The organism is Neobacillus sp. Soil_C_43, assembly GCF_057656715.1.
In genome coordinates, this window is the sequence record NZ_JBDGJV010000013.1 from 1 (window position 1) to 23,574 (window position 23,574).

The 23,574-nt window shown below is 43.9% G+C and carries 27 protein-coding genes; 8 read left to right on the top strand and 19 right to left on the bottom strand.

What is annotated here, in order from left to right; all coding sequences use genetic code 11:
- Window positions 1-597: 597 nt before the first annotated feature.
- The 5 genes from AC3A54_RS16640 to AC3A54_RS16660 all read left to right on the top strand — a co-directional run bounded on the left by AC3A54_RS16640 (window position 598) and on the right by AC3A54_RS16660 (window position 3,188).
- Complete coding sequence (locus tag AC3A54_RS16640) at window positions 598-1,512, top strand: hypothetical protein (protein ID WP_487655305.1); 915 nt, start codon at window positions 598-600, stop codon at window positions 1,510-1,512.
- Window positions 1,513-1,688: 176 nt separating this feature from the next.
- A complete protein-coding gene (locus tag AC3A54_RS16645; RefSeq protein WP_487655306.1) occupies window positions 1,689-1,907 on the top strand; it encodes a DUF1659 domain-containing protein in 219 nt (72 codons plus the stop codon).
- A gap of 36 nt (window positions 1,908-1,943) precedes the next feature.
- The gene (locus AC3A54_RS16650) at window positions 1,944-2,162 is read left to right on the top strand and encodes a DUF2922 domain-containing protein (protein WP_308084087.1); all 219 of its coding nucleotides are present in this window, start codon (window positions 1,944-1,946) and stop codon (window positions 2,160-2,162) included.
- 72 nt (window positions 2,163-2,234) lie between these two features.
- A complete protein-coding gene (locus AC3A54_RS16655) occupies window positions 2,235-2,372 on the top strand; it encodes a YvrJ family protein (protein ID WP_308082283.1) in 138 nt (45 codons plus the stop codon).
- Between the two features lie 633 nt (window positions 2,373-3,005).
- Window positions 3,006-3,188 (top strand): hypothetical protein, encoded by a 183-nt coding sequence (locus tag AC3A54_RS16660; protein ID WP_335544337.1) that lies wholly within the window; start codon window positions 3,006-3,008, stop codon window positions 3,186-3,188.
- A 67-nt stretch (window positions 3,189-3,255) separates the two neighbouring features.
- On the opposite strand, the gene AC3A54_RS16665 is transcribed toward AC3A54_RS16660, so the two are convergent.
- The 6 genes from AC3A54_RS16665 to AC3A54_RS16690 form a co-directional block, all read right to left on the bottom strand.
- Entirely contained in the window at window positions 3,256-3,783 is a 528-nt protein-coding gene (locus tag AC3A54_RS16665) for an NUDIX hydrolase (protein WP_487655307.1), read from the bottom strand.
- A gap of 36 nt (window positions 3,784-3,819) precedes the next feature.
- Window positions 3,820-4,404 (bottom strand): YdcF family protein, encoded by a 585-nt coding sequence (locus AC3A54_RS16670; RefSeq protein WP_487655308.1) that lies wholly within the window; start codon window positions 4,402-4,404, stop codon window positions 3,820-3,822.
- A 77-nt stretch (window positions 4,405-4,481) separates the two neighbouring features.
- The gene (locus AC3A54_RS16675) at window positions 4,482-6,620 is read right to left on the bottom strand and encodes an MMPL family transporter (RefSeq protein WP_487655309.1); all 2,139 of its coding nucleotides are present in this window, start codon (window positions 6,618-6,620) and stop codon (window positions 4,482-4,484) included.
- The gene (locus AC3A54_RS16680; protein ID WP_487655310.1) at window positions 6,617-7,024 is read right to left on the bottom strand and encodes a hypothetical protein; all 408 of its coding nucleotides are present in this window, start codon (window positions 7,022-7,024) and stop codon (window positions 6,617-6,619) included. Before AC3A54_RS16680 ends, AC3A54_RS16675 begins: the two co-directional genes overlap by 4 nt.
- 76 nt (window positions 7,025-7,100) lie before the next feature.
- Window positions 7,101-8,474: a sensor histidine kinase gene (locus AC3A54_RS16685; RefSeq protein ID WP_487655311.1), complete on the bottom strand. Its 1,374-nt coding sequence runs from the start codon at window positions 8,472-8,474 to the stop codon at window positions 7,101-7,103.
- Complete coding sequence (locus tag AC3A54_RS16690; protein WP_487655312.1) at window positions 8,471-9,148, bottom strand: response regulator transcription factor; 678 nt, start codon at window positions 9,146-9,148, stop codon at window positions 8,471-8,473. The genes AC3A54_RS16685 and AC3A54_RS16690 overlap by 4 nt, the downstream gene beginning before the upstream one ends.
- Before the next feature lie 149 nt (window positions 9,149-9,297).
- Here AC3A54_RS16690 and AC3A54_RS16695 point away from each other — a divergent pair, with 149 nt between their 5' ends.
- Window positions 9,298-9,588: a c-type cytochrome gene (locus AC3A54_RS16695; RefSeq protein ID WP_487655313.1), complete on the top strand. Its 291-nt coding sequence runs from the start codon at window positions 9,298-9,300 to the stop codon at window positions 9,586-9,588.
- 101 nt (window positions 9,589-9,689) lie between these two features.
- Here AC3A54_RS16695 and AC3A54_RS16700 read toward each other — a convergent pair whose 3' ends face one another.
- From AC3A54_RS16700 to murQ, 13 genes are all read right to left on the bottom strand, one after another.
- A complete protein-coding gene (locus tag AC3A54_RS16700) occupies window positions 9,690-10,115 on the bottom strand; it encodes an OsmC family protein (RefSeq protein WP_487655314.1) in 426 nt (141 codons plus the stop codon).
- 202 nt (window positions 10,116-10,317) lie between these two features.
- Window positions 10,318-11,034 (bottom strand): GntR family transcriptional regulator, encoded by a 717-nt coding sequence (locus AC3A54_RS16705; RefSeq protein ID WP_487655451.1) that lies wholly within the window; start codon window positions 11,032-11,034, stop codon window positions 10,318-10,320.
- A gap of 16 nt (window positions 11,035-11,050) precedes the next feature.
- Window positions 11,051-11,788, bottom strand: a complete 738-nt coding sequence (nagB, locus tag AC3A54_RS16710) for a glucosamine-6-phosphate deaminase (protein ID WP_487655315.1) — start codon at window positions 11,786-11,788, stop codon at window positions 11,051-11,053.
- A 2-nt stretch (window positions 11,789-11,790) separates the two neighbouring features.
- Window positions 11,791-12,981 carry an N-acetylglucosamine-6-phosphate deacetylase gene (gene nagA / locus AC3A54_RS16715; protein WP_487655316.1) on the bottom strand — a complete coding sequence of 397 codons (1,191 nt, stop codon included), beginning with the start codon at window positions 12,979-12,981 and terminating at the stop codon, window positions 11,791-11,793.
- Between the two features lie 94 nt (window positions 12,982-13,075).
- Window positions 13,076-13,939 (bottom strand): MurR/RpiR family transcriptional regulator, encoded by an 864-nt coding sequence (locus AC3A54_RS16720; RefSeq protein WP_487655317.1) that lies wholly within the window; start codon window positions 13,937-13,939, stop codon window positions 13,076-13,078.
- A 21-nt stretch (window positions 13,940-13,960) separates the two neighbouring features.
- Window positions 13,961-14,854 (bottom strand): BadF/BadG/BcrA/BcrD ATPase family protein, encoded by an 894-nt coding sequence (locus tag AC3A54_RS16725; RefSeq protein WP_487655318.1) that lies wholly within the window; start codon window positions 14,852-14,854, stop codon window positions 13,961-13,963.
- A 30-nt stretch (window positions 14,855-14,884) separates the two neighbouring features.
- Window positions 14,885-15,970 (bottom strand): DUF871 domain-containing protein, encoded by a 1,086-nt coding sequence (locus AC3A54_RS16730; protein WP_487655319.1) that lies wholly within the window; start codon window positions 15,968-15,970, stop codon window positions 14,885-14,887.
- A gap of 15 nt (window positions 15,971-15,985) precedes the next feature.
- Window positions 15,986-16,318, bottom strand: a complete 333-nt coding sequence (locus AC3A54_RS16735; RefSeq protein ID WP_487655320.1) for a PTS lactose/cellobiose transporter subunit IIA — start codon at window positions 16,316-16,318, stop codon at window positions 15,986-15,988.
- Between the two features lie 18 nt (window positions 16,319-16,336).
- Window positions 16,337-17,485 (bottom strand): anhydro-N-acetylmuramic acid kinase AnmK, encoded by a 1,149-nt coding sequence (anmK, locus tag AC3A54_RS16740; RefSeq protein WP_487655321.1) that lies wholly within the window; start codon window positions 17,483-17,485, stop codon window positions 16,337-16,339.
- Between the two features lie 16 nt (window positions 17,486-17,501).
- The gene (locus AC3A54_RS16745; RefSeq protein WP_487655322.1) at window positions 17,502-17,798 is read right to left on the bottom strand and encodes a hypothetical protein; all 297 of its coding nucleotides are present in this window, start codon (window positions 17,796-17,798) and stop codon (window positions 17,502-17,504) included.
- A 266-nt stretch (window positions 17,799-18,064) separates the two neighbouring features.
- Window positions 18,065-19,336 carry a PTS sugar transporter subunit IIC gene (locus AC3A54_RS16750; RefSeq protein WP_487655323.1) on the bottom strand — a complete coding sequence of 424 codons (1,272 nt, stop codon included), beginning with the start codon at window positions 19,334-19,336 and terminating at the stop codon, window positions 18,065-18,067.
- Window positions 19,337-19,376: 40 nt separating this feature from the next.
- Window positions 19,377-19,682: a PTS sugar transporter subunit IIB gene (locus AC3A54_RS16755; protein WP_487655324.1), complete on the bottom strand. Its 306-nt coding sequence runs from the start codon at window positions 19,680-19,682 to the stop codon at window positions 19,377-19,379.
- 26 nt (window positions 19,683-19,708) lie between these two features.
- The gene (gene murQ / locus AC3A54_RS16760; protein ID WP_487655325.1) at window positions 19,709-20,602 is read right to left on the bottom strand and encodes an N-acetylmuramic acid 6-phosphate etherase; all 894 of its coding nucleotides are present in this window, start codon (window positions 20,600-20,602) and stop codon (window positions 19,709-19,711) included.
- 235 nt (window positions 20,603-20,837) lie between these two features.
- Between murQ and glcD the strand changes: the two genes are divergently transcribed.
- Window positions 20,838-22,250, top strand: coding sequence for a glycolate oxidase subunit GlcD (gene glcD / locus AC3A54_RS16765; protein ID WP_487655326.1), 1,413 nt, complete (start codon window positions 20,838-20,840; stop codon window positions 22,248-22,250).
- Complete coding sequence (locus tag AC3A54_RS16770) at window positions 22,247-23,569, top strand: (Fe-S)-binding protein (RefSeq protein WP_487655327.1); 1,323 nt, start codon at window positions 22,247-22,249, stop codon at window positions 23,567-23,569. Before glcD ends, AC3A54_RS16770 begins: the two co-directional genes overlap by 4 nt.
- Window positions 23,570-23,574 lie beyond the last annotated feature (5 nt).

The following is a 23,574-nucleotide window of genomic DNA, read 5'->3' on the forward strand; positions in this document are numbered from 1 at the left end:
TTTCTTGGTCGAAAACATTGTAACACGGGTCATGATGATGACCTATTTTCTTTTTACACAATTATATGGACTTAATCACGTAGGCTCCTTCTACTTCTATTTTTCTCTAATTTTTGTTGCTGAAAGTAGACGTAGACTCCTTCTACTTCTACTTTTCTCTAATTTTTGTTGCTGAAAGTAGACGTAGACTCCCTCTACTTCTATTTTTCTCCAATTTTTGTTACTGAAAGTCGACGTAGACCCTTCCTACTTCTATTTTTCTTTAATTTTTGTTGCTGATAGTCGAGGATACAAAAGTCAAGTCAGCAATAAATGGTTTTACTCTTGGTATAGACGGTAACATGTGCGGATATCGGAACTTTCGTGTTGAGTTTGAATTTACGGTTATGGGACTGATGGCCATATCACGATTTCATAGGGATCGAATATTAATTACAATGCTAGGTAATTAAGCACAGAGAGGTCGGTTCCAAATGAAAACCGGGCTCATTTTTATCCCAACTCCTCCCTTCTTTTCCTCAAAATGTACCATTTACTACAAATATACTAGGATAGTAGAATGAAGCAGTATGTACTAGATATATAGGGGGCAAATAAATGAAAAAGACTCTACAGGCTGTGGCCTTGGTTACTGGTTTAGCGCTACTTTCTTCACCTGTTTCATCCTTTGCAGCAACCAGTGGTACAACGGTTGCTAAATACCAAAATCAATGGGTAAAAAAAGGTAGCTACTGGACTTACTACAATGCGAGCGGGGCACTCCAAAAAGGCTGGCTCCTTCTAAATAGTAAGTGGTACTTTTTTGATGCATCAGGCATTATGAAAACGGGCTGGGTTCCTGTCAACAACAAATGGTATTATTTCACTACGAGTGGTGCAATGAAAACAGGCTGGGTTTACGTTTCAAATAAATGGTATTACCTTGATAACTCCGGAGCAATGAAAACGGGCTGGCTGAAGATTGGTTCAGACTGGTACTTCTTGAATTCAAATGGATCAATGAGAACAGGTTGGTTACAATCAGGCGGCAAGTGGTACTATCTAAATCTTTCTAGCGGAAAAATGTTACTTGGGTGGAACATTATTAATGGAAAGACGTATTTCTTCTATAGCACAGGCATGGCGACCAATACAACGATTGAAGGTAAAGTCATTGGTGCGGACGGGGCAGTGATTGAAGAGAATACGATATTAAAAAAAGTGTCTGATCTTGCTGCTCCATACGGCGTAACAGTGGAATATGACGCAGAATCAGATGCGTATGATTTGTTTTACGGCGAAGAAACGGTTGGATTCGTTATGCCGGACGGGTTAATTATGGGAGCCCCTGCATACGGTGAATTATTTAACAAGCTTGCACTTGCGGTTGGCATCCCTGTAACAGAAGCACAGTTAAACGATCTAGTGGCACAGGCGAAGCAAAACGGCGAAGTGGAATCAGGCAACATCTATATCTACATTAACAACGACGAAGACACATACATGATCTCTTGGGGATCTGAAGGAGAATAAGGTTTTGGTATTTGGTTATGGCCCTTTGATAAAAGGGGCCTTTTTTGTTTGGGGACAGTCCCCCGGCACAGTAAAGCAGCACCGCACTGGGGGACTGTCCCCCAAAAAAAATCTTCCTCTTGCCTGTCTTTTTTTCCTCTAACTCACTATATAAAGGGTGAAAGGAGGTGAGCGAGATGGCACAAGCGTTATTAGAAGGTACAAAGCTTCGAATGGTGTTTGAAACCGGGGTGGATGAGGAAGGAAATCCAAGCCTCCGTGCAAAAACGTTTAGCAACGTAAAAAGCGGAGCAACCACTGACCAGTTGTTTCAGGCTGCACAAGCAATCAGTGTGTTATGTAATGACACGCTAAACAAAGTAGAGCGCAATGACAACACTAACATTATTGCGTAGTAATCCTTATGAAACGATTGAATGGAGGTGAATAGAATGGCCAAAACATTGGAGTTGGAATTCGGTACGGAGCTTGGAAAGACCGCACGTATTTCGGTTGAGAATCCAAAAGAGCCGGTCGATGAAGAAGTCGTGAAGTTATCGATGGCACAAATCATCGCATCCGACGTATTTTCCACTAACAGCGGAAAGCTTGCTGACGTCAAAGGAGCAAGAATCGTCGAGCGTAATGTAACAGATTACGAGCTAGTTTAATGCTAGAATGATGGACAGTCCCCCACCGCTTTAGTGCAGTGGGGGAGTGTCCCCAGAAAGGAGTGAGCTCTCGTGGAACAAATCATTCCGCTCATCAGTGAGGTGGGATTCCCCATAGTTGTCACCCTGTATCTGCTTTATCGGATTGAGTCGAAGCTGGATATGGTGGTCCAATCGATACAGAATCTCCCCGATCGCATGAAGGCATGATCAAACAGGCAACGGTCGCGCACCACCCTTCGCTCTCCGGCGTTGGGTGTTTTTTATATTAATAGAATTCTTACGAAAATAAAATGATCTTGCAGCAAACCAACCCAAAAATAGAAATTGATTGCAGATATTGGAGTACCCACTTTTTTCAATCGAAAAGTGATTTTGCACCATTCGATAAAAAGCTAGATTTCCGTTATGTCTGAAATGCAGACCTAGAAAAAACATGAAGAACGGAATTACTTTCCGGTCGAGGAATATTGGGTAAGCGTGGCGGATAATGACTGCAGCCAGCCACTCGTTGCCGAGGTCCTTCTCTACAATTGTCATGGCCTATCAGAAAAGAGACAAAATGGGTCCACGCGACTTTCCTTGGCGACCTATTGGTAAAGGAAATCGCCGCAAAGGAAAAAGTGACGGTCTCAGCGGTTAGGCAGTGGAAATCGAGCGCGTTAAATAAAATGAGGGCACATCTGGAGTGATCGCATATTTAATAGATAGGCTCCGCCCTTCATCCCTCTGCGTTAAAGCGGTGGGGGACTGTCCCCAAGTATGTTTACTGGTATTTTAGGCAATACTCTTTATAGAAGAACATTAGATTAGAAGCTTGATATGTTGGGGAGAGTGGAATAGGTGGAGAATCTTCATTTTATGTTTAGTGAGCTTTCGGTGATGAAGAAGAAGGATCTGGACGAATGTAACGAGGAGCTTGCAAACAGTAGCCATAGTGCGATTGTGAGAAAAGCGTTGATGGTGTATAAATCAGAGTTGCTCGAATGTCTTGAGCTGTATGATCGTTACCTGGATGTAAAGTAAATAGATAGCAAAAAAGGAGGGCTTCGAAGCACTCCTTTTTTGTTTGAAACGAATAGTAATCAATCAGTCAGTCAGTCAGAAACTTGTATCTTAGGACAGCGGCCAATCCCGCACCATGCTTGAATTCACCTTTGCTAATCAATTCCTTTAATTCTTCCATTGATAGATAATGCAGCTCAATTTGTTCGCTGCTTTCTAAATTTTGGACAGAAGGAGTCAGACCGGCTGCGGCAAACAAGTAGATTTCCTCCGTTGTCGAGCCTGGAGACGGATAAAAGCTGCCTAGATCTAGCCAATGCTCCGCTACAAAGCCTGTTTCTTCCTCAAGTTCTTTTTTGGCACTGTCGATTGGAGTTGGGTCGGTGGGGTCAATCATCCCAGCCGGAAGCTCCCATTCCCAGCTTTTAACGGAATGGCGGTATTGTTTTAGGCAGATGACTTCTTTGTTTTCCGTGATAGGAAGCACGCAGACTCCTTTTGCAAAATCCAAATAGGAAAAAGTCTTTTCTTCGCCGTTTGGCAATACCACCTGATCAATCGCAATCCCAAACCTGTCCACTTTTGCTGCAGTAGAGTTTTTTACTTTCCAGACCATGTTAGTTCCTCCTTTAATTAAATTGAGTGTTGTATCTTAATAATTCTTCCCCATTGCATATCCAGTCATCTTTAAATATTCGGTAATCGTGATCATGATACTCTTATTGTTGCTCCACCAACGCGTTTCATCAAAATGAGGATCCTCTGCGCTAGCGTAATAAAGCTTGATCTTGCTAGATTTAAAGTCACGGTCAAAAATCATTTTGACGCGTTTCATATGAAAATTGGATGAAACAACAATGGCAGAGTGAATGGGATAGGACTTAATGATTTGCCTGGTAAATTCCGCATTTTCATAGGTACTGTCGGCACGGTCCTCTAGGACAATCGCCTTTTCTGGTATCCCTAGCTGAAGGGCATAATCCTTCATTAACTGTGCAGCGGTAACATCGTTATAGGTGATCCCACCAGAAATGACAAAGTATTTTCCATAGCCCTGATGATACAGTTCAGCTGCCTTTTCCACTCGTTCCCCTTTGTCTCCACTTAACACAATAATCGCATCTGACTTTTTGATTTTTTCGTCAACAACCAGAAACTTTCCTGCGTTAACAACAGCAAGAACTAGCAGAATGATAAAAAATAAAGCTACAAAAAGACCCCATCTTCGTTTGACCATGACCTATCCATCCTTACCAATTTACTAACTTTCACTATATCCTTTCTAGCGTTTAACTTCAAACAAAAAGAGAGGGGTCAGTCCCCCGGCGCGCTAAAGCGCTGGGGGACTGTCCCCTCCTTTTTGGTGGTTATCACCATTAATGCCGGTATCGCAATAGGCCTTACAATGAAGGTGTCGAGGAGGACGCCGATTGCTACGGCAAAGCCGAAAACGCGAAGCTCCATGACTGGTTGCGTGATTAAGACGGCAAAGGTGGCAGCCAGGATGAGACCTGCTGAGGAAATGACGCCTCCTGTTTTACCCACACCCTCCCGAACCGCGTCCTTTATCGGCAACAGCTTTCTCTCTTCACGAATACGGGAGATGAGCATGATGGAGTAATCCACTCCCAATGCTACTAAAAACACAAATGTATACAAAGGCGTACGGTAGCTAATCCCCGGATAGCCAAGTAGGTCTTGGAAAACAAAGATACTCAATCCTAACGCTGCTCCAAAGGACAAAAGAACGGTAGCCATTATATAGATAGGTGCGAAGAAGGATCGAGTTTGAATACCAAGCATCACCATGATCAATACCGTCATAATCAATAGAATTCGAATTTCATCCCCATGACTGGCCTGACGGATATCGGCGTTTTGAGCCGTTTCCCCTGCAATCAATAACTTTGCTTCATGAATTTGACTTGCTTTTAATATCGTAGCAGAATCCTCTCGAAGTCTCTCGATATCGTCAAAAGCCTTCTCCGAATAGGGGTTATGTTTCAACACGAGATTGATTTTCACCACATTCCGCTGCTGCTCTGCATAGGGCTTCCCTTGGACTTCTGCTTTGGAAACTGAGTCCCGGCGATTTAATTCCTCTACCAAACGGTGTACCTGCCCCTCGGACACCTCACTTTTTGCCTTCACAATCACCGTACTTGGGGCAATCTCACCGGCAGAAAAGGCAGCATTTAATCGAGCAAATCCTTGAATAGAGGACATCTCCTGCGGAAATGAATCTAGCAGGTTGAAAGAGTACTGAACCTGTCTAATCATCGAGGTACATAACACCAGCACCAACACAATCGGAACCAAAGAAAGCCACGGTTTGGCTGTAACGAAGCGGCCTATTTTATGCCAAAATCCCTCTTTCACTAAGCGCTTTACCACCATTGCACGTTTTCGTGGATTAGCAGGCCAAAACGCTTTTTCCCCTGCAATCGCAAACAGCGCAGGTAGTAACGTTAATCCCGAAAGAATCATCAATGCGACAGCGACAGCGAATACCGGTGCAAACCCACGATACGGTTCGTACACAGCAAAAAACAAGGTCAGCATACTTAAAAACACCGTCCCGCCACTGAAGAGGATGGGCTCTTTTACGAAGCCTAAGGCTGTTTTCATGGCATCATTGACCGGCAAGCCTTTTTCCAATTCCTCTCGGAAACGAGCAAATAACAAGAGCGAATAGTCGGTAATCACCGCAAACAATAAAATCATCATAATCGATAAGGCCTGGCTGTCGATGGCAAACCAATTATACTTCCCTATCAAACCAAGCAATCGATCGACGACTGAATAAGAGATACCCGCGCCAATCAACGGAATCAAGGCCAATAAGGGCGAGCGGTAAATGACGATTAACAATAGAAATATTAACCCAACGGTTGCCAGGATTAATACCACATCGGCTTTAGAAAACATTTCATACGTATCTGCCACGATGCCGGCAGGGCCCGTAAAATAAGTGTCTAGATTGGGAGGCAACCCGTTTGCCACTTCTTTTTTCAGCCCATCTATCGTGGTTTTCACCACTTTGTTTTCCAGCCCACTTGGAAATAAGACCGGTAAAAAGAACGTGGTTTGATCCTTTGAAAAGAAGGACGCGCGTGCTTGTGCAGGCATCTTTGATAACGGGATAATCGCTAGATCCTGTTCTGCCTTACCCACCACTTTTTCAATAACAGTGATTGCTTTTTCCACATCGGGTTCCTTCAAACCCTTTTTGTCATACACCACAACAAACAACGGAACCCCTTCAGAAGAAGGGAAATACTGCTTTAACGCTTTTTCTGCTTGTATGCTTGCGGCCGTATCCGGTAATCCAGCGTTTTTATTAGGTGAGGTTTGCTCCTTAGCACTTGTTGCAAACAGGAAAAGCGCCGCAGCCGCAACAAGCCAGGCCAGCAAAATCAGCAACCATCGTTTTTTCTCTTTTAAAAATCTCATGATGCTTGCCCACCCTTGACTGGCTCGATCATGAACGTGACGATGATGAATATGACGAAACTAATTAATAAAATGGTACCGCCTACAATGTAAAAGATTAATGCAAATGTTTCATTGATTTCAAATGGCTTGACCAGATGGAGCCACATTCCGGCTGTTAATCCAACGGCACCGATTCCCGCCGTCCAGCCTTGTGCGGCTACTAGTTTGGATGACTTGATTTTAAACACCCGGTAAAACAATCCCCATACAAAGATCGATAACCAGCCGACCACTAAAATGTGTGCGTGAACCGGGCGTATTTGATAATTCCCTGACCCGGCCATGTCTGAACCGATGATGGCTCCTAACAAACCAAAGATAGCCGCGAGGCGAATGAGTCGAATACTCCATTTATTTTCCATCATGTTAACCCCCATAGTTTTTATTTCTACGGTGACTATAGTAATTGGTTAACATGAACTCTATATGAACTTTACGTTACAAATAGGGAAGCTTGATGGTAAAAATGGTCCCTTCGTCTGGCGTACTGGTGACGTGGATTTCTCCTTTATGGAGCTCGATAATTTGTTTCACAATCGATAATCCGAGGCCCGTTCCCTCCTCTGAACGCGACTTGTCAGCCCGGTAAAAACGTTCGAAAAGCTGTACCTTCTCTTCTTCCGTTAAACCTATACCTGTGTCGCTCACGGTCACTTCCAGATAGGTTTCTTTTGCTAGGAGTCGAATCTGGATTTCGCCTTCCGGACGGGTATATTTAATGGCATTGGTCAAAAGATTATCCCAAACATTTTCTAATAACGCGGCATCCCCCCGATAGGTCGTCGGTTCCATATCCAATAGCAAATTAATCTGCTTTTCCTCCAGCCACCAGCGATATTTGTTCACACAGGCCTTTAACTGCTCATCCAACTGAAATTCTTGATACTTCACCATTCTTGTCGATTGATCGAGTGTAGTTAATAGTAAAAGCTGACGGGTGAGCTTCGATAACCGCTTGGTTTCTGATTGAATGATTTCAGCATAGTTTTCACGGTCCCCTTCCGTTAAATCGGTTGATTTCAATAAGCCTGCATAGCCTTGAATATTCAGCAGCGGAGATTGAAAATCATGAGACACATTGCTGATGAATTCCTTGCGAATCTGATCATTCTCCTGAAGCTGACCAACCATCGTATTAAAACTTGCTGCCAGCTGACCGATTTCATCACGGCGGTCAATGTTCAGCTGGGTATCATAGTTTTCATGGGCAATCCGTTTGGTTGCTTCCGTTAACTGTGTGATGGGCACAATCAAGAGCTTGGCCACGACCAGCATCAGCAAGAGGCTTAAAACAGCGGTTCCTACGATGAGGCCACCTAAAATAGTATGGACCTCGCTAAATAACAGCTTGATATCCGGTCTGACAAAGAGTGCATAGCGCTTGTTTTCATAATTAAACGGAACGCCGATTGTGTTCGACAACTCGTTGGCAAAAAAACCAGTCACAAATGTCTGACGAGGGAATTGGCGCATCCCATGATAGATGTAGCCGTCGAGTACCTTTTTCACAGAAGATGCTTGTAAATCTTGTACCCGATACTTCCCGCCGTAAAAATGGCCCTTGCCCGATTCATCGACGACATAAAGCTGGTAGCCCATCTTTCCAACTGTCGATAGGTAATTGGTAAAAGGGAGCTGCGGGGAGGCCTCAATGTGAGCGACAATGGATTTAGCAATCGCTACATTTTTCTTATCATTCCGCTCTTTCATTACGCTTTGGTAATAGGTGTTCGTTAGTAAAAAACCAAAGATTGTGCTGAACAGCATAATCAGAATGGTTGTTAGAACAAATCTTCCATATAACGATTTCATGAGTGATGCACCTCTAGCTTATATCCCACTCCGCGGACGGTGATGATTTCAACGTCTTTTGCGATTTTCGCGAGGCGCTCGCGGATTCGCTTGATATGGGTGGTAAGTGTTTGTTCGTCTCCCTCGTAGTCGTAGCCCCAAATTTTCTCCATTATGGCGGCCCGTTCAAAGACTTGGTTTGGCTTAGAGGCAAGTAAGGAGAGCAATTCGAATTCCTTCAGCGGGAGGAGTAAGGTGCTTGCGCCTGCGGTGACTTCGAATCGCTTTCGATTGATCAGGATGGATCCCACTTGCAGCATAGTATCTGTCGGTTTATCGTATCGTCGTAGAATGGCGGCGATGCGGTATAGCAGTTCCTTGGGTTCGAAGGGTTTGACGATATAATCGTCTGACCCCGCCAGGAACCCCTTTTCCTTATCTTCTAGTTCCCCTTTGGCTGTCAGTAATAGTACGGGAATGTCGCGGTCATTTCTTATTTTTTTCGTCAGTTCATAGCCGTTCAAACCGGGCATCATCACATCCACGATGGCTAGGTCAGGCAGCTCGTTTTCTAAAATCCCAATGGCTTGGATGCCATTCTCTGCCTTAAGCACCTGGTATCCTGACTGGGTGACATGAATGCTAACTAATTCAAGTATATGTTTATCGTCATCCACGACTAAAATTTTCCTCATATGGGCCAGCTCCGTTTCAGTTTCTTCATTTTTTGGGGACAGTCCCCGCTTCGAAAAGTTTTGTCTTTGTTCATAAATGGGAGGGTTCTCCCGGTCCAACCTCTATTAAGATGGAGATAGGAAATCTTTATTTGTTTGGAGGAGACATCGTGAATCGACTTTGGGCTGTTGTAGCACTCACGCTTTTAATATTAACCGGCTGTTCGTCTGGCAGTTCGAGTTCTGCCAAGGATGGCGAAACGATTTACAAGGAAAATTGTTCAGCATGCCACGGTGACCAATTACAGGGCGCTGTTGGCCCGACTGTAGTCAATATGAAGGGGAAGTATTCAGAAGAGGAAGTACTCAAGATTATCAGTGAGGGTACCCCTAAGATGCCTGGGAATCTACTTGGGGATGAAGAATCAAAGATTGTGACGAAATGGTTGATGGAGAAATAAATAGGTGGGCAAGGCTGGGTCGCGTTCGTGTTTCGTCGTACGCGACCTTTTGCTTTTAAGAATTTTCTTAATTGTGCTCGTAGAACCCACTTCCCACACTACTAAATCGATTGTTCACCCTTAACCCCATTAATCGAATAGCTAGCGCTTATTTCAGCACTCAAAGAATGGGAGACAGAGCAATATTTATCCTTTGACAGCTGGATTGCACGTACCACCTTCTCTTCCGGCAAATCTCCTTCTAAAGCATAATGAATGTTGATAGTGGTAAACTTTTTAGGATGGTCATCAGCCCGTTCACCCTTTACATCCATTTGAAAAGACGAAGGCTCAAGGCGCATTTTATGCAAAATCGAGATAATATCAATCCCTGTACAGCCTGCTACCGCATTCAAAAGTAGCTCTGTTGGCCGTGCACCGGTATTTTCTCCACCCACCTCTGGAGCAGCATCCATCTTAATCTCATGCCCAGAGGGAGTCGTCCCAGAAAACGCCATCTTCTCATTCCACTTAACCGTTAATTCCATCTCTACATTACCCCTTTCATTATGTTAATTTTACCAAATTAGCGGGTTCTTATGTTAATAAAAAGGGACAGTCCCCCGGCGCGTTAAAGCGCTGGGGGACTGTCCCCACGTTGAGCGACGCGTTAAAGTAGCGGGGGACTGTCCCCACGTTGAGCGACGCGTTAAAGTAGCGGGGGACTGTCCCCAAATTGGGTCTTCCCCGCTATCTCTTCAAATCAATCATAAATTTATACCTGTCCGCGCGGTAGAGGGATTTGACGGTTTCTAGCGGAACGTTATTTTCTAGCATTGCGATTCGCTGGATGAAGAGAGTAGGTGCCCCTTTGGGGATTTGGAGATACTCCGCCTCCATGCTATCCACAACCGAAGCCTCAATCGATTGGCTGGCATGCGTAATCGATAATTTCAATTTCTCTTGGATAAATTGATAGATCGATTGATTCAAAAGGTCTTCAGTTATCCCTGGAACTAAATCAGCAGAAATATAGTTGGTCTCCAATGCCATCGGGACACCATCCGCCAAACGAATCCGCTTGATCTCATATACAGGATCAGCTTCCTTGATGCGCAAATCCTGGGCAATCGCCACAGTCGCCGGAATAACCTTGAAATCCAACAGCTCACTGCTTGGCGTCATCCCTCTTTCAAGCATGTCCTCAGAAAAGCTCGTTAACCCACGCTTTTCAATCTTCAGATCCGACACAAAGGTACCTCTTCCCTGCTTTCGGTCCAGTAACCCCATTTGCACCAAGTTATTAATCGCTTGACGAACCGTCATCCGACTAATTTGATACTTCTCAGAGAACTCCCTTTCAGATGGCAGCAAATCGCCCGGCTTCCATTCCTTGTTTTCAATCATTGTCTTTATCTGTTGCTCTAATTGATAGTAAATCGGGATTGGAGAGGTTTTATCAATCATCCTATTCATCCTCCCTTCAACAAAAATCCTTCGCCTCAGCCAACGCTTGTTGATCAGCAATAATCGTGACATTCGGATGTAATTGTAAAATGGAAGCTGGAAAACTTTCTGTCACTTCCCCACAAAGCAGCTGCTTCATCGCTTCCTTTTTCGATTCACCGGAAACCAGTAGAAGAATTTCTCTACTTTTCATAATCGAAGCAATTCCCATCGAAATCGCAAACCTCGGCACCTCATCCATCGACTTGAAGTATCGTGAATTCGCCTCCCTCGTTGATTCATCGAGCGTCACAATATGTGTCTTAGCACCGAACTTTGTCCCAGGCTCATTAAAGCCAATGTGGCCATTGCTGCCAATCCCGAGAATTTGGAGGTCAATTCCACCATGGTCATCGATTGATTTTTCATACCGCACACATTCCTGTTCCATATCCTTCGAATCGCCTCTAGGAATGTGTGTCTGGGCCTCCGGAACATTGATATGATGAAATAATTGTTCATCCATATAGTATCGGTAGCTGCTTGGATGCTCCCCGGAAAAACCAATATATTCATCCAAATTAAAAGTATTCACCTTCTCATAGGAAGTCCCGTTCTCACCATGATCCTTGATTAGCTGTTCATAGGTTCCTTTCGGAGTCCCTCCCGTTGCCAATCCAAGGGTAAGCGTAGGGTTCTGCTTCACCTTTTCGATGATATAGTTCGCTGCCGCTTGACTCATTTGGTCATAATTTTCTACTTCAATAATCTTCATACTCACTCGTCTCCTCTCTTGTATGCCAGCTGTCCTTTACAAAAAGTCATAACTACATCGTTGTTTTCATCTAAAACAACCAAATCGGCATCCTTGCCAACCTTCAAACTGCCTTTCTGGTCCAACACACCCATTTGTTTGGCAGGATTATACGAGCTCATTTGAACCGCGTCTCTTACGGAACAGCCCGTAAAAGAAAGGATATTTTTAAACGCTTGCGCCATGGTTAATACACTGCCGGCCAATGTTCCATCCTCCAAGAGTGCTTTTCCTTTTTTCACAAACACTCTCTGACCGCCTAAGTCATATTCTCCATCTGAAAGGAACTGGGCTCTCATCGCATCTGTAATCAGAATCATTCGCTCCGGAGTGATGAGCTCATATGAAACCTTCACCATCTCAGGGGATACATGAATCCCATCCGCGATGATTTCCACCATTAATTCCTTTCGTAAATAGGCCGCTCCAACCACACCTGGTTCCCGGTGATGCAGCCCGCGCATTTGATTAAACAAGTGGGTGATATGGGACGCACCCGATTGAATCGCTTGTCCCACCTCTTCGAACGTCGCATCCGTATGACCAATGGATGCAACGATTCCCTTTTCTTTTAAAAATTGAACCAGCTCTGTTCCATGTGGCATCTCAGGTGCTAACGTGATGAGCTTAATGGTTTCTTTGGAGAGATTAAGCCACTTTCTGAATAACTCTATGTCAGCAGGGATAATGTGCTGAAGCGGTTGGGCACCCGCTTTTGTAGGATTAATAAACGGACCTTCAAAATGGATCCCAAGGATTTCTGCCTGTCCACTCTTTTGTTTATCAGAAATATACTCGCCTGTCTGAAGTAACGCCTTCTCTATTAAGTCTTTACTTTGCGTAATGGTAGTAGCCAAAAAGCTCGTCGTCCCACTTTGTGGAAGCGATGAAGCCATATTTTCTAGTGCTTCATCTGTACAATCCATCGTGTCAGCCCCATTTGCCCCATGGATATGCACGTCAACAAAGCCAGGTATAATTTTATAAGAATCAGGAAGAATAACTTTTTGAACACTCTCATCCAAATTCCCTTCAACTTTAGACCCTATTGCTTCAATTTTCCCATCTTTAATAAGGAGCGATCCTTTGTCAATCTCCTGATCTTCTGCGTAAACCACTGCATTTTTTAACAAAATAGTACGGAAACCACTCATTATAAAAAACCTCTTCTCTAACAGTTATATAGTTGTCTAGTCCACTCAAACCTTTATATAAGGAACCCAGCTTAGCAAGCCTAGATTCCTGCAGTTATTTTCTTTGCGTATAATTCAGAACGGCATTCCTTGAATTGATGATTTTTTCAATGCTGTCATCATAGTATTTCGATACATACGCGTAGAATATGATATCAACTGTTAAAAATTGAGCAAAAATCGAGCTTGTGGCGGCACTGCGAAATTGCGCTTCCGGTGCTCGAACATGCTGTAACGATAAATCCACCTTTTGTGATAAGGCATTATGCCCGAAGCGGGATAGTCCAATGGTTTGGCAGCCCGATTCCTTTGCAATATCAACCAGACGAAGAACCTCTGGTGTTTCACCACTATTTGAAATACAAAAGAAAATACAGTTCTTAGAAGAACCCGAAAGGATCGCGGCATAAATATGTGCATCCTGATAGGAGATAACCGTCTTGCCTAAACGGGACCATTTTTGCATGATATCATCCGCCACAAGGGAGGACGCTCCTAATCCATACACGTAAATCACATCGGCATTCTTGATACACTCGATGGTTTGGTGAATAATGGTTTCATCCAGTTCCATCGCGGTTTCCTTGATCACCTCGACAGAATTAGAAACAATTTTTTCCTTAATCGATTGAACCGTTTCATTTGGCTCGATATCATAATATCCGCTTTTAAACGAATGAGAAATTTGCGATGAGAGGGAAAGCTTTAACTCGGAATAACCGGCTACACCAATGGAGCGGCAAAGGCGAATAACGGCTGAACTACTGGCTTTGGCATTGGCTGCTAATTCATGTACGGTCATTCGGACAATTTCATCGGCATGATCCAAGATATATTGTGCCACTTTTTTTTCAGATTTAGGTAACTCGTCTAAGACACTTTCAATCCTGACTAAACTATTAACAGTAGTCGTAGTCATCTCCCCCTTCCACACCATTTTCTAGATTTTTTTCTTTGCTAAATAGTAGCAGCCGATCGTAGATGAAACATCATCAAGAATCAATGTAGCGTTTGGTAACGTTTCCTTTATTTTATCAGTAAATGCTGTTTGTACAAAAGGTATTTTTGTTAAAATACTCCCTTTTACAGCAATTGGAAATGAGGACGAAAAAGGCAGATGACGATAGGCAGCCAAGGTCATCTCTGCTAAATGCCAACCCGCTTCCTTAAGAATCGTCCGAGCACTTTCATCCCCATCATCCGCTTGTTCGACAATCATCGGTACAACGGAGGCAATGTCACCTTTTGAAGAGGTGTAGATAAACTTCTTGATATCCGCTATCTCTTTCAGTTCAAGCCTCGAAAGAATGTTCGTCGTTAGCGGGCTCATAGCTTGTTGAAGATCCGCTTCCACCGTCATTCGTTTAAAGGCTTCTAGAGCAATCCAATAGCCGCTACCCTGATCACCAAGCAGATGGCCCCAACCACCTGTCATGATCTGCTTCTCATCATGCTTAGCAATACTAACGGAGCCGGTACCTGATATGGTTAAAATCCCATCATTACCCTTTAAAAGGGCAGCATGTGCAATCCACGCATCATTCACAATCGTAAATGGCACACCATAGGCATGGAATAACGACTCTTCAATGGCACGTTTGTCGGCCACTCCCCCATATCCGGCAAGACCCAAATAAAGATAGAGGCAATCCTTCCGACCTAATGGTTCAAGGCACTGCTCAATAGCCGCATGGATGTTAGTAATTGCCTGGGCTTCATCAATGAGAAGATTTCCGTAGCCGGCTACGCCCTTACTAAGTAGTCTTCCATCAAAATCATAGGCTGCCGCTTCCGTTTTAGTCCCGCCGCCGTCTACGCCAATGAGATACTTCACACTAAACACTCCTTAGCCCTTGGCTACTCTTTATTTTAAGGAAAATTGAAACTTGCCCCATGGCTGTAGAAAATCTAGTAAAAATACTTCTTCCGATGCAATCCGGCCCACTACATTCGTTTTTCCAGAGTTCTCCATATCCTGTAAAGCAATTTGCAATTCGCCTTTATATTGACCGTACAACTCGTTCTCAATCAGAAGATCCCCGCGACGGATATCAGGAGTGTACGTTGGCTTAAATTCTTCCTGCTTATATTTCACCCGTGATTGAGTCGAGCGGATTAAATAATCGGATACATCTCCACGGTAAAAATGAAATTCTCCCAAGACAATTTTTTTCTCCAGATCTGTAATCGTGTCAAACAGCTCTGCTTTAAACGTAAGCATTTGCGGATTCAACTCGCTCAATGCCTGCATTTCTTCTTCGGAGGCATAGGCGTTTGCAATCACGACATCATCGATCAGACCTGTAGCAAAGAGATGCTTCGCCTGAGTGGCAATTGGAAGAGTCCGATGCATTTCCAATGTGCATAATCCTTCTGTTACCGGCCATGGTCCGAAGGTAGCGGACGGGGCATTCACAAATGCCGAAGTCCGGATGTTATGACGTTTAAACAGCTCACAGCATGTGACAAAATGGTTGTAACTTAATCCCGCATACCGATGGGGATAGAAATTATGAGAGCCAACTAGATTCTCTGTGTTCGGCTGATAGGCCATGATGTTATCTAAATAGTTGGTTGCGTTACTCATATTAATCTCGATTTTTAGACCATAGGGATTATGGGTCATAATGCTTTCTTCATTCCCGGTAAAGCCCATATCCAAGCGGATTCCATACGCCCCTAATTCCGCAAAAAAGGATAAATCATTATACGATATGCCTAATGCGCCGAAGACTCTTGGTGCAATATCGACCATTACTTCCATGCCTAAATCATTGGCAAAGGAGATGGTTTCTTTAAAGTTTTTCATAATCTCTGCTTGGTCGCCATTGACCGAGAGCAGACAGGTAAAGACACGTTTAAAGCCATATTTATGCGCTAAGGCAATATACGCCTGATCTTTCTCCACTGTAGAATGTTCCGGATAAATTGAAATACCTAACTTTCTCATCAAAAAGACCTCCGTTTACTTCTGAACTGGTGCGAGTTTTTTAATAATCCGGATCATATGCTCAATTAACTTTTGTTCACTAATTGCTGTCATCAAATGGTCTTGTGCATGAATCATCAAAAGGGTTTTTTCACTTGGGTGGCCATTCAGTTCATTTTGAATGAGTTTGGTTTGCGTCTTATGAGCAAGATTTAATTCGTCTTGGGCTTTCTTGATGAGCGTCTCCGCTTTTTCAAACTCAAATTCCTCCGCTGCTTCAAGTGCTTCATAGGCAAGTCCTCTGGCATTGCCGCCATGAGAGATAATTTCAAATATGTCCATTTCGTTATTCATTGCTTCTGTTGTCATGTTTAACACTCCTATTGGTTAATAAGGTACTGGTGTAATATTTCCTAGAATGACCGGCCGTTTCGCTCCCGTTGCAGTAGGGACATTGCTTGGTAAATAGTTCATCGTTTCATTCGCTAAAATCGCAAATGCGATGGCTTCCTTCGCCTCAGAGGAATAGCCAAAATCCTCTTGTTGATACACCCGGCAATAGCCGGTTAATTCCTCCTGTAGCATCGTCATAAGGGTATCATTATAGCTGCCACCACCGCCAACAATCACTTCATCAATGTCTGTCTTTGGAAAAATAAACGTTTTATAGTTCTCAGCAATCGATTGGGCTGTAAACCTCGTCATGGTCGCCACGAAGTCCTCCGGCGATACTTGAGAATAGTTGCTCACTAGCTTCTCCACCAACGCGGCTCCAAACAATTCTCTCCCCGTTGATTTGGGTGGTGAGGCAAGGACATATGGAATGCTCATGCATTTCTTTAGTAACTTCTTATTCACTTGACCTTGTTTGCCGATTGTTCCACCCTCGTCATACGGCCGGTCAAAAAACTTCTGGCAAAGATAATCGATCATCATATTCCCCGGACCTGTATCAAAAGCGTACACATCATGTATCGCAGCCTGTTTAGGCAGGACCGTTACATTGCCAATTCCACCGATATTTTGTAGGAGTCGTGACTTCACACTGCTTCCATATAGAATCATCTCCGTATGGGGAACGAGTGGAGCGCCTTGTCCACCTGCCGCCATATCCATCGTTCGAAAGTTGGAAACCACTGTCGTTTTGGTCTGATACGCAATAACGGCTGGTTCGCCAATCTGAAGCGTAGATGGGATAAATTTACCTTCGTGACCTGGTTGGTGGTAAATCGTTTGTCCATGGGACCCAATCAGATCAAGCCGCTCCAAGGGAAAATTGGCCTTCTGACAGACAGCGATCACCGCCGCAGCAAAAATCTCCCCTAATTGAAAATTCAAGGAACAAATCTGTTGGCTGTTAGAGGTGTCAATCGAGAGGGCATCATGAATGTCCTTTTTTACTTCCGTTGAAAAAGGGATAGAAACAAATTCGATGAACTCCACCTTGGATTGCAGGCCGCAACCGTCTATTTTCACCAAGGCTGCGTCCACGCCATCTAATGAAGTGCCAGACATTAATCCTACAACATATGGCATTGAAATCACCTCACATTTATCGATATACAATCAAATAACAGGCCAGCAGACTTCCTATGAATAAGGAGAAAAACAAAGCCGTCATCTGCTTCTTGGTTTTAAATTTACCTTCAATCAACACCATCACACCCGTTAGTCCGACACTAATGCCAATCGTATTAATGATATATAAGGCCAATTGCTGATCGACACCGATCATGCGTAATAGAGGATTAAAGATAAGATTAAAAACAAGAATAAAGCCGAAAAATAGAAAGCCACTCTTATAGCTGAAAAAGTGAAGCTTGGGTGATGTAGCCGGTGATGTGCTCATGTCCATACCTCTTTCCTTAATAATTGAATAAAGAAGGGAGCTCGGAGCAAATTTGGTCCAAACTCCCTTACAAACTTGACTATGTTAATGCTTAAGTTGATTTTGGTACACTCTGTTGATTGGAGTGGAAGGCGCGAGACTCCTGCGGGAGTAGCGGTCATGGGAGACCCCGCAGGAGTGAGCGACGAGGAGGCTCCCAGAACGCCCCGCGGAAAGCGAAGCGCCTGGAACGGAAATCAACAGACAATTTTAACATAGCTATAAACTTAAGCTGCTTTTTGATCTTGAACCTCTTGGGCTACTAATTTCTTATCATACATCTTAAAGAATGGTAGATAAATGATAACCGATATAGCAATATTCACAAGAACAAGGACAACGGCTCTCCAGTCACCACCAGTTGCTAGGTAAGCGCCGATTGGTGCTGGCAATGTCCAAGGAACCATAACATACGTCGGGTTAACCATGCCGATAGAAGTAGCAACATACGCAATCGTCGCTCCAACTAATGGAGTAATGATAAAAGGAATAATTAATACCGGATTTAACACAATTGGCATACCGAAAATAACCGGTTCGTTAATATTGAAAAGACTTGGAACAATCGTTGTTCTCGCCATCGCCTTGCTATATTGTGATTTAGCTGTCAGTAACATCGCGATAACCAAACCTAATGTAGCACCCGCTCCACCGATCCAGATGAACCATTGGAAGAACGTTTCAGGAGCGATATGCGGAATCGTTTTTCCAGCTGCCACCGCTGCTGAGTTATTGGCTAAATACACTTCCCAAACAGGACGTGCAACCGCACCAACGACAGAAACACCATGAATACCAAAAGACCAGAAGAAAGTAATTAAGAATACAGGAATAATAACCCCAATATACGTGTCACCTGCTTTAACAAGTGGCGCAACTAACTTATCAACAATCGTATGTGTATCCACACCAAACACTACAGTAATGAGTGTCATCACGGTTAAAACAAAGGTTACTGGAAGTAACGCTTCAAATGAACGAGCAACAGAAGTTGGAACAGAGCTAGGCATTTTGATCATGATTTTCTTTTGTTTAAAGAAACGCATGGATTCTACTGAAAAGATAGCCACAATCATCGCAACAAACAGACCGTGTCCACCAAGGTTAGCCATTGGTAAAACAAACCCAACATCCTTCACCATTTGAACGCCAATCGTGAATAAGAACGCTGCCGTAGAAAGTAGTCCCCCTGATAATGGGTCGAGCTTATAGCTTTGCGATAAACTGTACCCGATCCCAAAGGTGATATACAAGGTCATAATATACATCGTTAATCGGTAAGGGATTAAAATCTCTGCAATGTGTTTCGTTGACCAAGCCGCAATGGCTGAATCCGCACTTACCGGTGGAAAGGCAATGATAAGAAAAATACTTCCGAAAATAATGAATGGCAGGGCAGAAACGACACCATCACGGATGGCGCGTAAGTGTTTTTGCTCAGATAATTTAGCCATTGGAGTCGAAAGGTTTTTCTCTAAAAAGGCTACAAATTTGTCCATTTTCATTTCTCCCTTTAAATGTTTTCTGTATCTAGAAAAATTATTTTTTTAGCTCATTAGCAAGTTTTAATAATGTCGGGCCGCCAAGTGGGCTGTAGGCTTGTGGCGGAATAATTTGACACGGAACGCCCGCTGCATCTGCAGATTCCTTGAAGCCATCAAAACGGTGTCTGACTTGTGGAGCAACCATTGCTACATCCCAGCCATTTTGTACTTCCGCATCAAATTCTTGTGTTCCAACTGCTAACACTTCGATTTCCATACCCGCTTTTTCCGCTTCTTTCTTTAGCGCGTTAACCACGATTGCACTTGACATTCCACCTGAACATACGAATAATACTTTCATTTTCATTCTCCTTTACAAGGGATAGTTTAGATTGCATTTCTTACAAAGCCTTCTGCTGCCTCTAATCGATTCACTGCCTCATCATAGGAAACATTCGTTAAAATCATAATAATGGCGACTTTCGGTTTATTATCTGCTTTTGCTAAAAATTCTTCGGCAATTTCATAAGGGCAGTTTGTTGCTTCCATAATAATGCGTTTGGCCCGTTCTACCAGCTTCTCATTGGTTAGCTGAAGATCGACCATCAAATTACCATATACTTTCCCAATCCCGACCATGGAGGCTGTTGAAAGCATATTGCAGACAAGCTTCTGTGAAGTACCCGCCTTCAAACGGGTAGAGCCTGTCAGGACTTCCGGACCACTAACTACTTCGATCGCGACCTCGGCAATCTTGCCCGTTTCTGACTCCTTGTTACAGCTGATTGCCACAGTCTTGGCTCCTATATTCTTTGCATATTCCAGTCCTGCTAGTACATAGGGAGTCCTACCACTGGCTGCAATTCCTACTAAAACATCCTTGTTTGTTAACTGAATGCCTTTTAAATCTTGAATCCCTAATTCCAGACTATCCTCTGCACCCTCGACGGCTTTAATAAAGGCGTTTTCACCACCGGCAATCAGGCCAATGACTTCATTCGGAGAAGTATTAAAGGTCGGCGGACATTCTACTGCATCGAGCAAGCCAATTCGGCCGCTTGTCCCTGCACCCATATAAATTAATCTTCCCCCATTTTTAAAGGCGGCGACGATCATTTCCACGGCCTTTGCAATGTGTGGCAGCTCCTGCCTTACAGCATAAGCCACCTTCATATCTTCTTCGTTCATCACCTCCAAAAAATCAATCGCTTTCATTTGGTCCAGGTGCATTGTTTTCTCATTACGACCTTCCGTCGTTAAATGTTCTAACATACCTATCATCCTTTTGTATTTCGGTTGTAAAAAAAATAATGATACCGCTTTCTAAACACAGTATAGCACCGTTGAAATTATGTTTCAATATATTATTATTTTTTTAATACAAAGTTTCAAAAATGAATTATAATAGACTTGTAAATAAGGAATATAGAGGTTGTTCACAGTTTGAGGAAGTATTTTTGGAAAGGCTTGCATATAACATAATTAAATTTTGATAAATAAGGATGGGGAAAAAACAATGCTTTCGAGGGAAGTATCAGAAAAACTTATTTCTATTGTAACCAAGGAAAATTTTGCTGATTCGAAAACAGAATGCTTAGTTTACTCGTATGACGCCACACCTAATTTCCAGTCGATGCCGGATGCCGTGGTCAGCCCGCGCAAAAAACAGGAAGTGGCAGAAATCGTAAAGCTCTGTAACGAATATAAGATTCCGATCGTTCCACGCGGTTCCGGGACGAATCTATGTGCCGGAACCTGCCCTACAGAAGGCGGGATTGTCCTTCTTTTTAAACACATGAACCAAATTCTTGAAATAGATGAAGAAAATCTAACCATCACCGTGCAGCCAGGTGTCATCACTCTGGATATGATTCATGCTATCGAGGAAAAGGGCCTGTTCTATCCGCCCGATCCAAGCTCGATGAAGATTTCAACCATCGGCGGCAACATTAATGAGAATTCAGGTGGCCTAAGGGGTTTGAAATATGGCGTAACTAGAGATTATGTGATGGGCCTCGAGGCCGTCCTGCCAAACGGCGACATCATCCGTACGGGTGGCAAGTTGGCAAAAGATGTCGCCGGATATGATCTGACTCGTCTTTTAGTTGGCTCTGAAGGCACACTGGGTGTGATTACGGAAGCCACGCTGAAGCTGATTCCGATGCCGGAAACAAGAAAGACGATGCTTGTCCACTATCAGGATCTTTCCGCTGCTGCCAAGTCTGTTTCCAAGATTATTGCGAATAAAATCATTCCGACAACGTTGGAGTTCTTAGACCAACCTACCTTGAAGGTGGTGGAGGATTTCGCACAAATTGGGCTGCCTACCGATGTGGAAGCCGTTCTCTTAATCGAGCAGGATGGTCCTTTAGAGGTAGTGGAACGAGATATGAAAAAAATAGCGGAAGTATGTAAACAGGAGCAGGCAGTGTCGATTCAGATTGCAGCAACGGAAGAGGAAGCGGATGCGCTAAGAACGGCACGGCGCTCGGCCCTTTCAGCTGTTGCCCGTTTAAAACCGACGACGATTCTCGAGGATGCGACCGTTCCAAGGTCAGAGATTGCCAATATGGTGAAGGCGATTAATGAAATTACGGAAAAATATCAGCTCACGATTTGTACCTTTGGTCATGCAGGAGACGGAAACCTCCACCCTACCTGCGCGACGGATGCCAGAGACCATGAAGAAATAGAACGAGTAGAACAAGCCTTTGCTGAGATTTTTGAAAAAGCGATTGAACTGGGTGGAACGATTACAGGGGAACATGGCGTTGGTGCCATGAAGGCCCCATACCTGGAATGGAAGCTGAAAAAAGAAGGAATAGCCGCGATGAAAGCCATCAAAATGGCATTTGATCCGAACAACATCATGAATCCAGGCAAGGTATTTGCCAAAGACAGCAAGAAACGTGTGGTGATTACAAGATGACAACGTTGAGTGAACGGGAAAAAATTCAACAACAATTTAAAGCCCAAATGAATGAGGATGAATTGTTAAACTGTATGCGGTGCGGCTTTTGTCTGCCCACCTGCCCTACCTATATCGAATCAGGCTATAAGGAATCTCATTCTCCACGGGGAAGAATCGCCTTAATGAAAGCGGTCGTTGACGGGTTGATTGAACCAGATGAGGATTTCGAGCGTTCACTGGAGCTCTGCCTCGGCTGCCGTGCCTGTGAACCGGTCTGCCCTTCAGGGGTGAATTATGGTCATCTGTTGGAGGATGCACGGGATATTATCAATCAAAACAAGAAGTATTCCTTGCCAGTACAGGCACTTAGAAAAACGGTGTTTCAGGGGCTCTTCCCCCACCCCAACCGGATGAGAAGAGCGGTTGGCCTACTAGGATTTTACCAGCGATCGGGGCTTCAAGCCTTTGCGCAAAAAATAGGCTATTTAGGACTTTTACCTGAACAATTGGCCACAATGGAAAAAATACTGCCAAAGGTATCGACGAGGAAAGAAATGAAGAATAGACCCGAGCATCTTCCGGCAATGGCCGATAAGGTACATCGAGTTGCTTTTTTCAGTGGCTGTTTAATGGATACAATGTTCCTAAAAACGAATGATGCTACCATGAAATTGTTGCAGTTAGCTGGATGTGAAATCGTTATTCCTCGCGATCAGACATGTTGCGGGGCCTTGCATGGACATAGCGGCGAAAAGGGCGGGGCCAAGGAACTCGCAAAGAGAAATATCGCGGCGTTTGAGGAGTTAGAGGTGGACTACATTATTACGAATGCCGGAGGCTGCGGCGCCTTCCTAGTTGATTATGATCATCTTTTAAAGGATGACCCTGATTGGAAAGATCGGGCGAAGGCCTTCAAGGAGAAAATTAAGGATATTTCTGAAATTCTGGTGGGTGTTGATTTTCATAAGAAGGTGAAGCTAGATCTTCCACCACAGGTGATCACATATCAGGATTCCTGCCATCTGAGAAATGTGATGAAAACGGCTTCTGCTCCGAGAACGCTGCTTCGAGCGATACAGGGGGTACATTATCAAGAAATGAAGGATGCGGACCGCTGCTGTGGGTCTGCCGGAATTTATAATATTGTAGAATCGGAATCTTCGATGGTGATGCTCGACTATAAAATGGTTCAAGCAAAAGTGACCCACGCAACCACCATCGTCACCGCCAACCCCGGCTGCCTGCTACAAATGCAGCTTGGTATCGAGCGGGAAGGACTCTCTTCAACAATAAGGGGCGTCCATATTGTAGATTTGCTTGCTGAAGCGGTAAAGTAGTGGGG

Coding starts and splice junctions, on each gene's coding strand:
- AC3A54_RS16640 (WP_487655305.1), top strand. CDS start 598: ATGAAAAAGACTCTACAGGCTGTGGCCTTGGTTACTGGTTTAGCGCTA.
- AC3A54_RS16645 (WP_487655306.1), top strand. CDS start 1,689: ATGGCACAAGCGTTATTAGAAGGTACAAAGCTTCGAATGGTGTTTGAA.
- AC3A54_RS16650 (WP_308084087.1), top strand. CDS start 1,944: ATGGCCAAAACATTGGAGTTGGAATTCGGTACGGAGCTTGGAAAGACC.
- AC3A54_RS16665 (WP_487655307.1), bottom strand. CDS start 3,783: ATGGTCTGGAAAGTAAAAAACTCTACTGCAGCAAAAGTGGACAGGTTT.
- AC3A54_RS16670 (WP_487655308.1), bottom strand. CDS start 4,404: ATGGTCAAACGAAGATGGGGTCTTTTTGTAGCTTTATTTTTTATCATT.
- AC3A54_RS16675 (WP_487655309.1), bottom strand. CDS start 6,620: ATGAGATTTTTAAAAGAGAAAAAACGATGGTTGCTGATTTTGCTGGCC.
- AC3A54_RS16680 (WP_487655310.1), bottom strand. CDS start 7,024: ATGGAAAATAAATGGAGTATTCGACTCATTCGCCTCGCGGCTATCTTT.
- AC3A54_RS16685 (WP_487655311.1), bottom strand. CDS start 8,474: ATGAAATCGTTATATGGAAGATTTGTTCTAACAACCATTCTGATTATG.
- AC3A54_RS16690 (WP_487655312.1), bottom strand. CDS start 9,148: ATGAGGAAAATTTTAGTCGTGGATGACGATAAACATATACTTGAATTA.
- AC3A54_RS16700 (WP_487655314.1), bottom strand. CDS start 10,115: ATGGAATTAACGGTTAAGTGGAATGAGAAGATGGCGTTTTCTGGGACG.
- AC3A54_RS16705 (WP_487655451.1), bottom strand. CDS start 11,034: ATGATTGATAAAACCTCTCCAATCCCGATTTACTATCAATTAGAGCAA.
- nagB (WP_487655315.1), bottom strand. CDS start 11,788: ATGAAGATTATTGAAGTAGAAAATTATGACCAAATGAGTCAAGCGGCA.
- nagA (WP_487655316.1), bottom strand. CDS start 12,981: ATGAGTGGTTTCCGTACTATTTTGTTAAAAAATGCAGTGGTTTACGCA.
- AC3A54_RS16720 (WP_487655317.1), bottom strand. CDS start 13,939: ATGACTACGACTACTGTTAATAGTTTAGTCAGGATTGAAAGTGTCTTA.
- AC3A54_RS16730 (WP_487655319.1), bottom strand. CDS start 15,970: ATGAGAAAGTTAGGTATTTCAATTTATCCGGAACATTCTACAGTGGAG.
- AC3A54_RS16735 (WP_487655320.1), bottom strand. CDS start 16,318: ATGACAACAGAAGCAATGAATAACGAAATGGACATATTTGAAATTATC.
- anmK (WP_487655321.1), bottom strand. CDS start 17,485: ATGCCATATGTTGTAGGATTAATGTCTGGCACTTCATTAGATGGCGTG.
- AC3A54_RS16745 (WP_487655322.1), bottom strand. CDS start 17,798: ATGAGCACATCACCGGCTACATCACCCAAGCTTCACTTTTTCAGCTAT.
- AC3A54_RS16750 (WP_487655323.1), bottom strand. CDS start 19,336: ATGGACAAATTTGTAGCCTTTTTAGAGAAAAACCTTTCGACTCCAATG.
- AC3A54_RS16755 (WP_487655324.1), bottom strand. CDS start 19,682: ATGAAAGTATTATTCGTATGTTCAGGTGGAATGTCAAGTGCAATCGTG.
- murQ (WP_487655325.1), bottom strand. CDS start 20,602: ATGATAGGTATGTTAGAACATTTAACGACGGAAGGTCGTAATGAGAAA.
- glcD (WP_487655326.1), top strand. CDS start 20,838: ATGCTTTCGAGGGAAGTATCAGAAAAACTTATTTCTATTGTAACCAAG.
- AC3A54_RS16770 (WP_487655327.1), top strand. CDS start 22,247: ATGACAACGTTGAGTGAACGGGAAAAAATTCAACAACAATTTAAAGCC.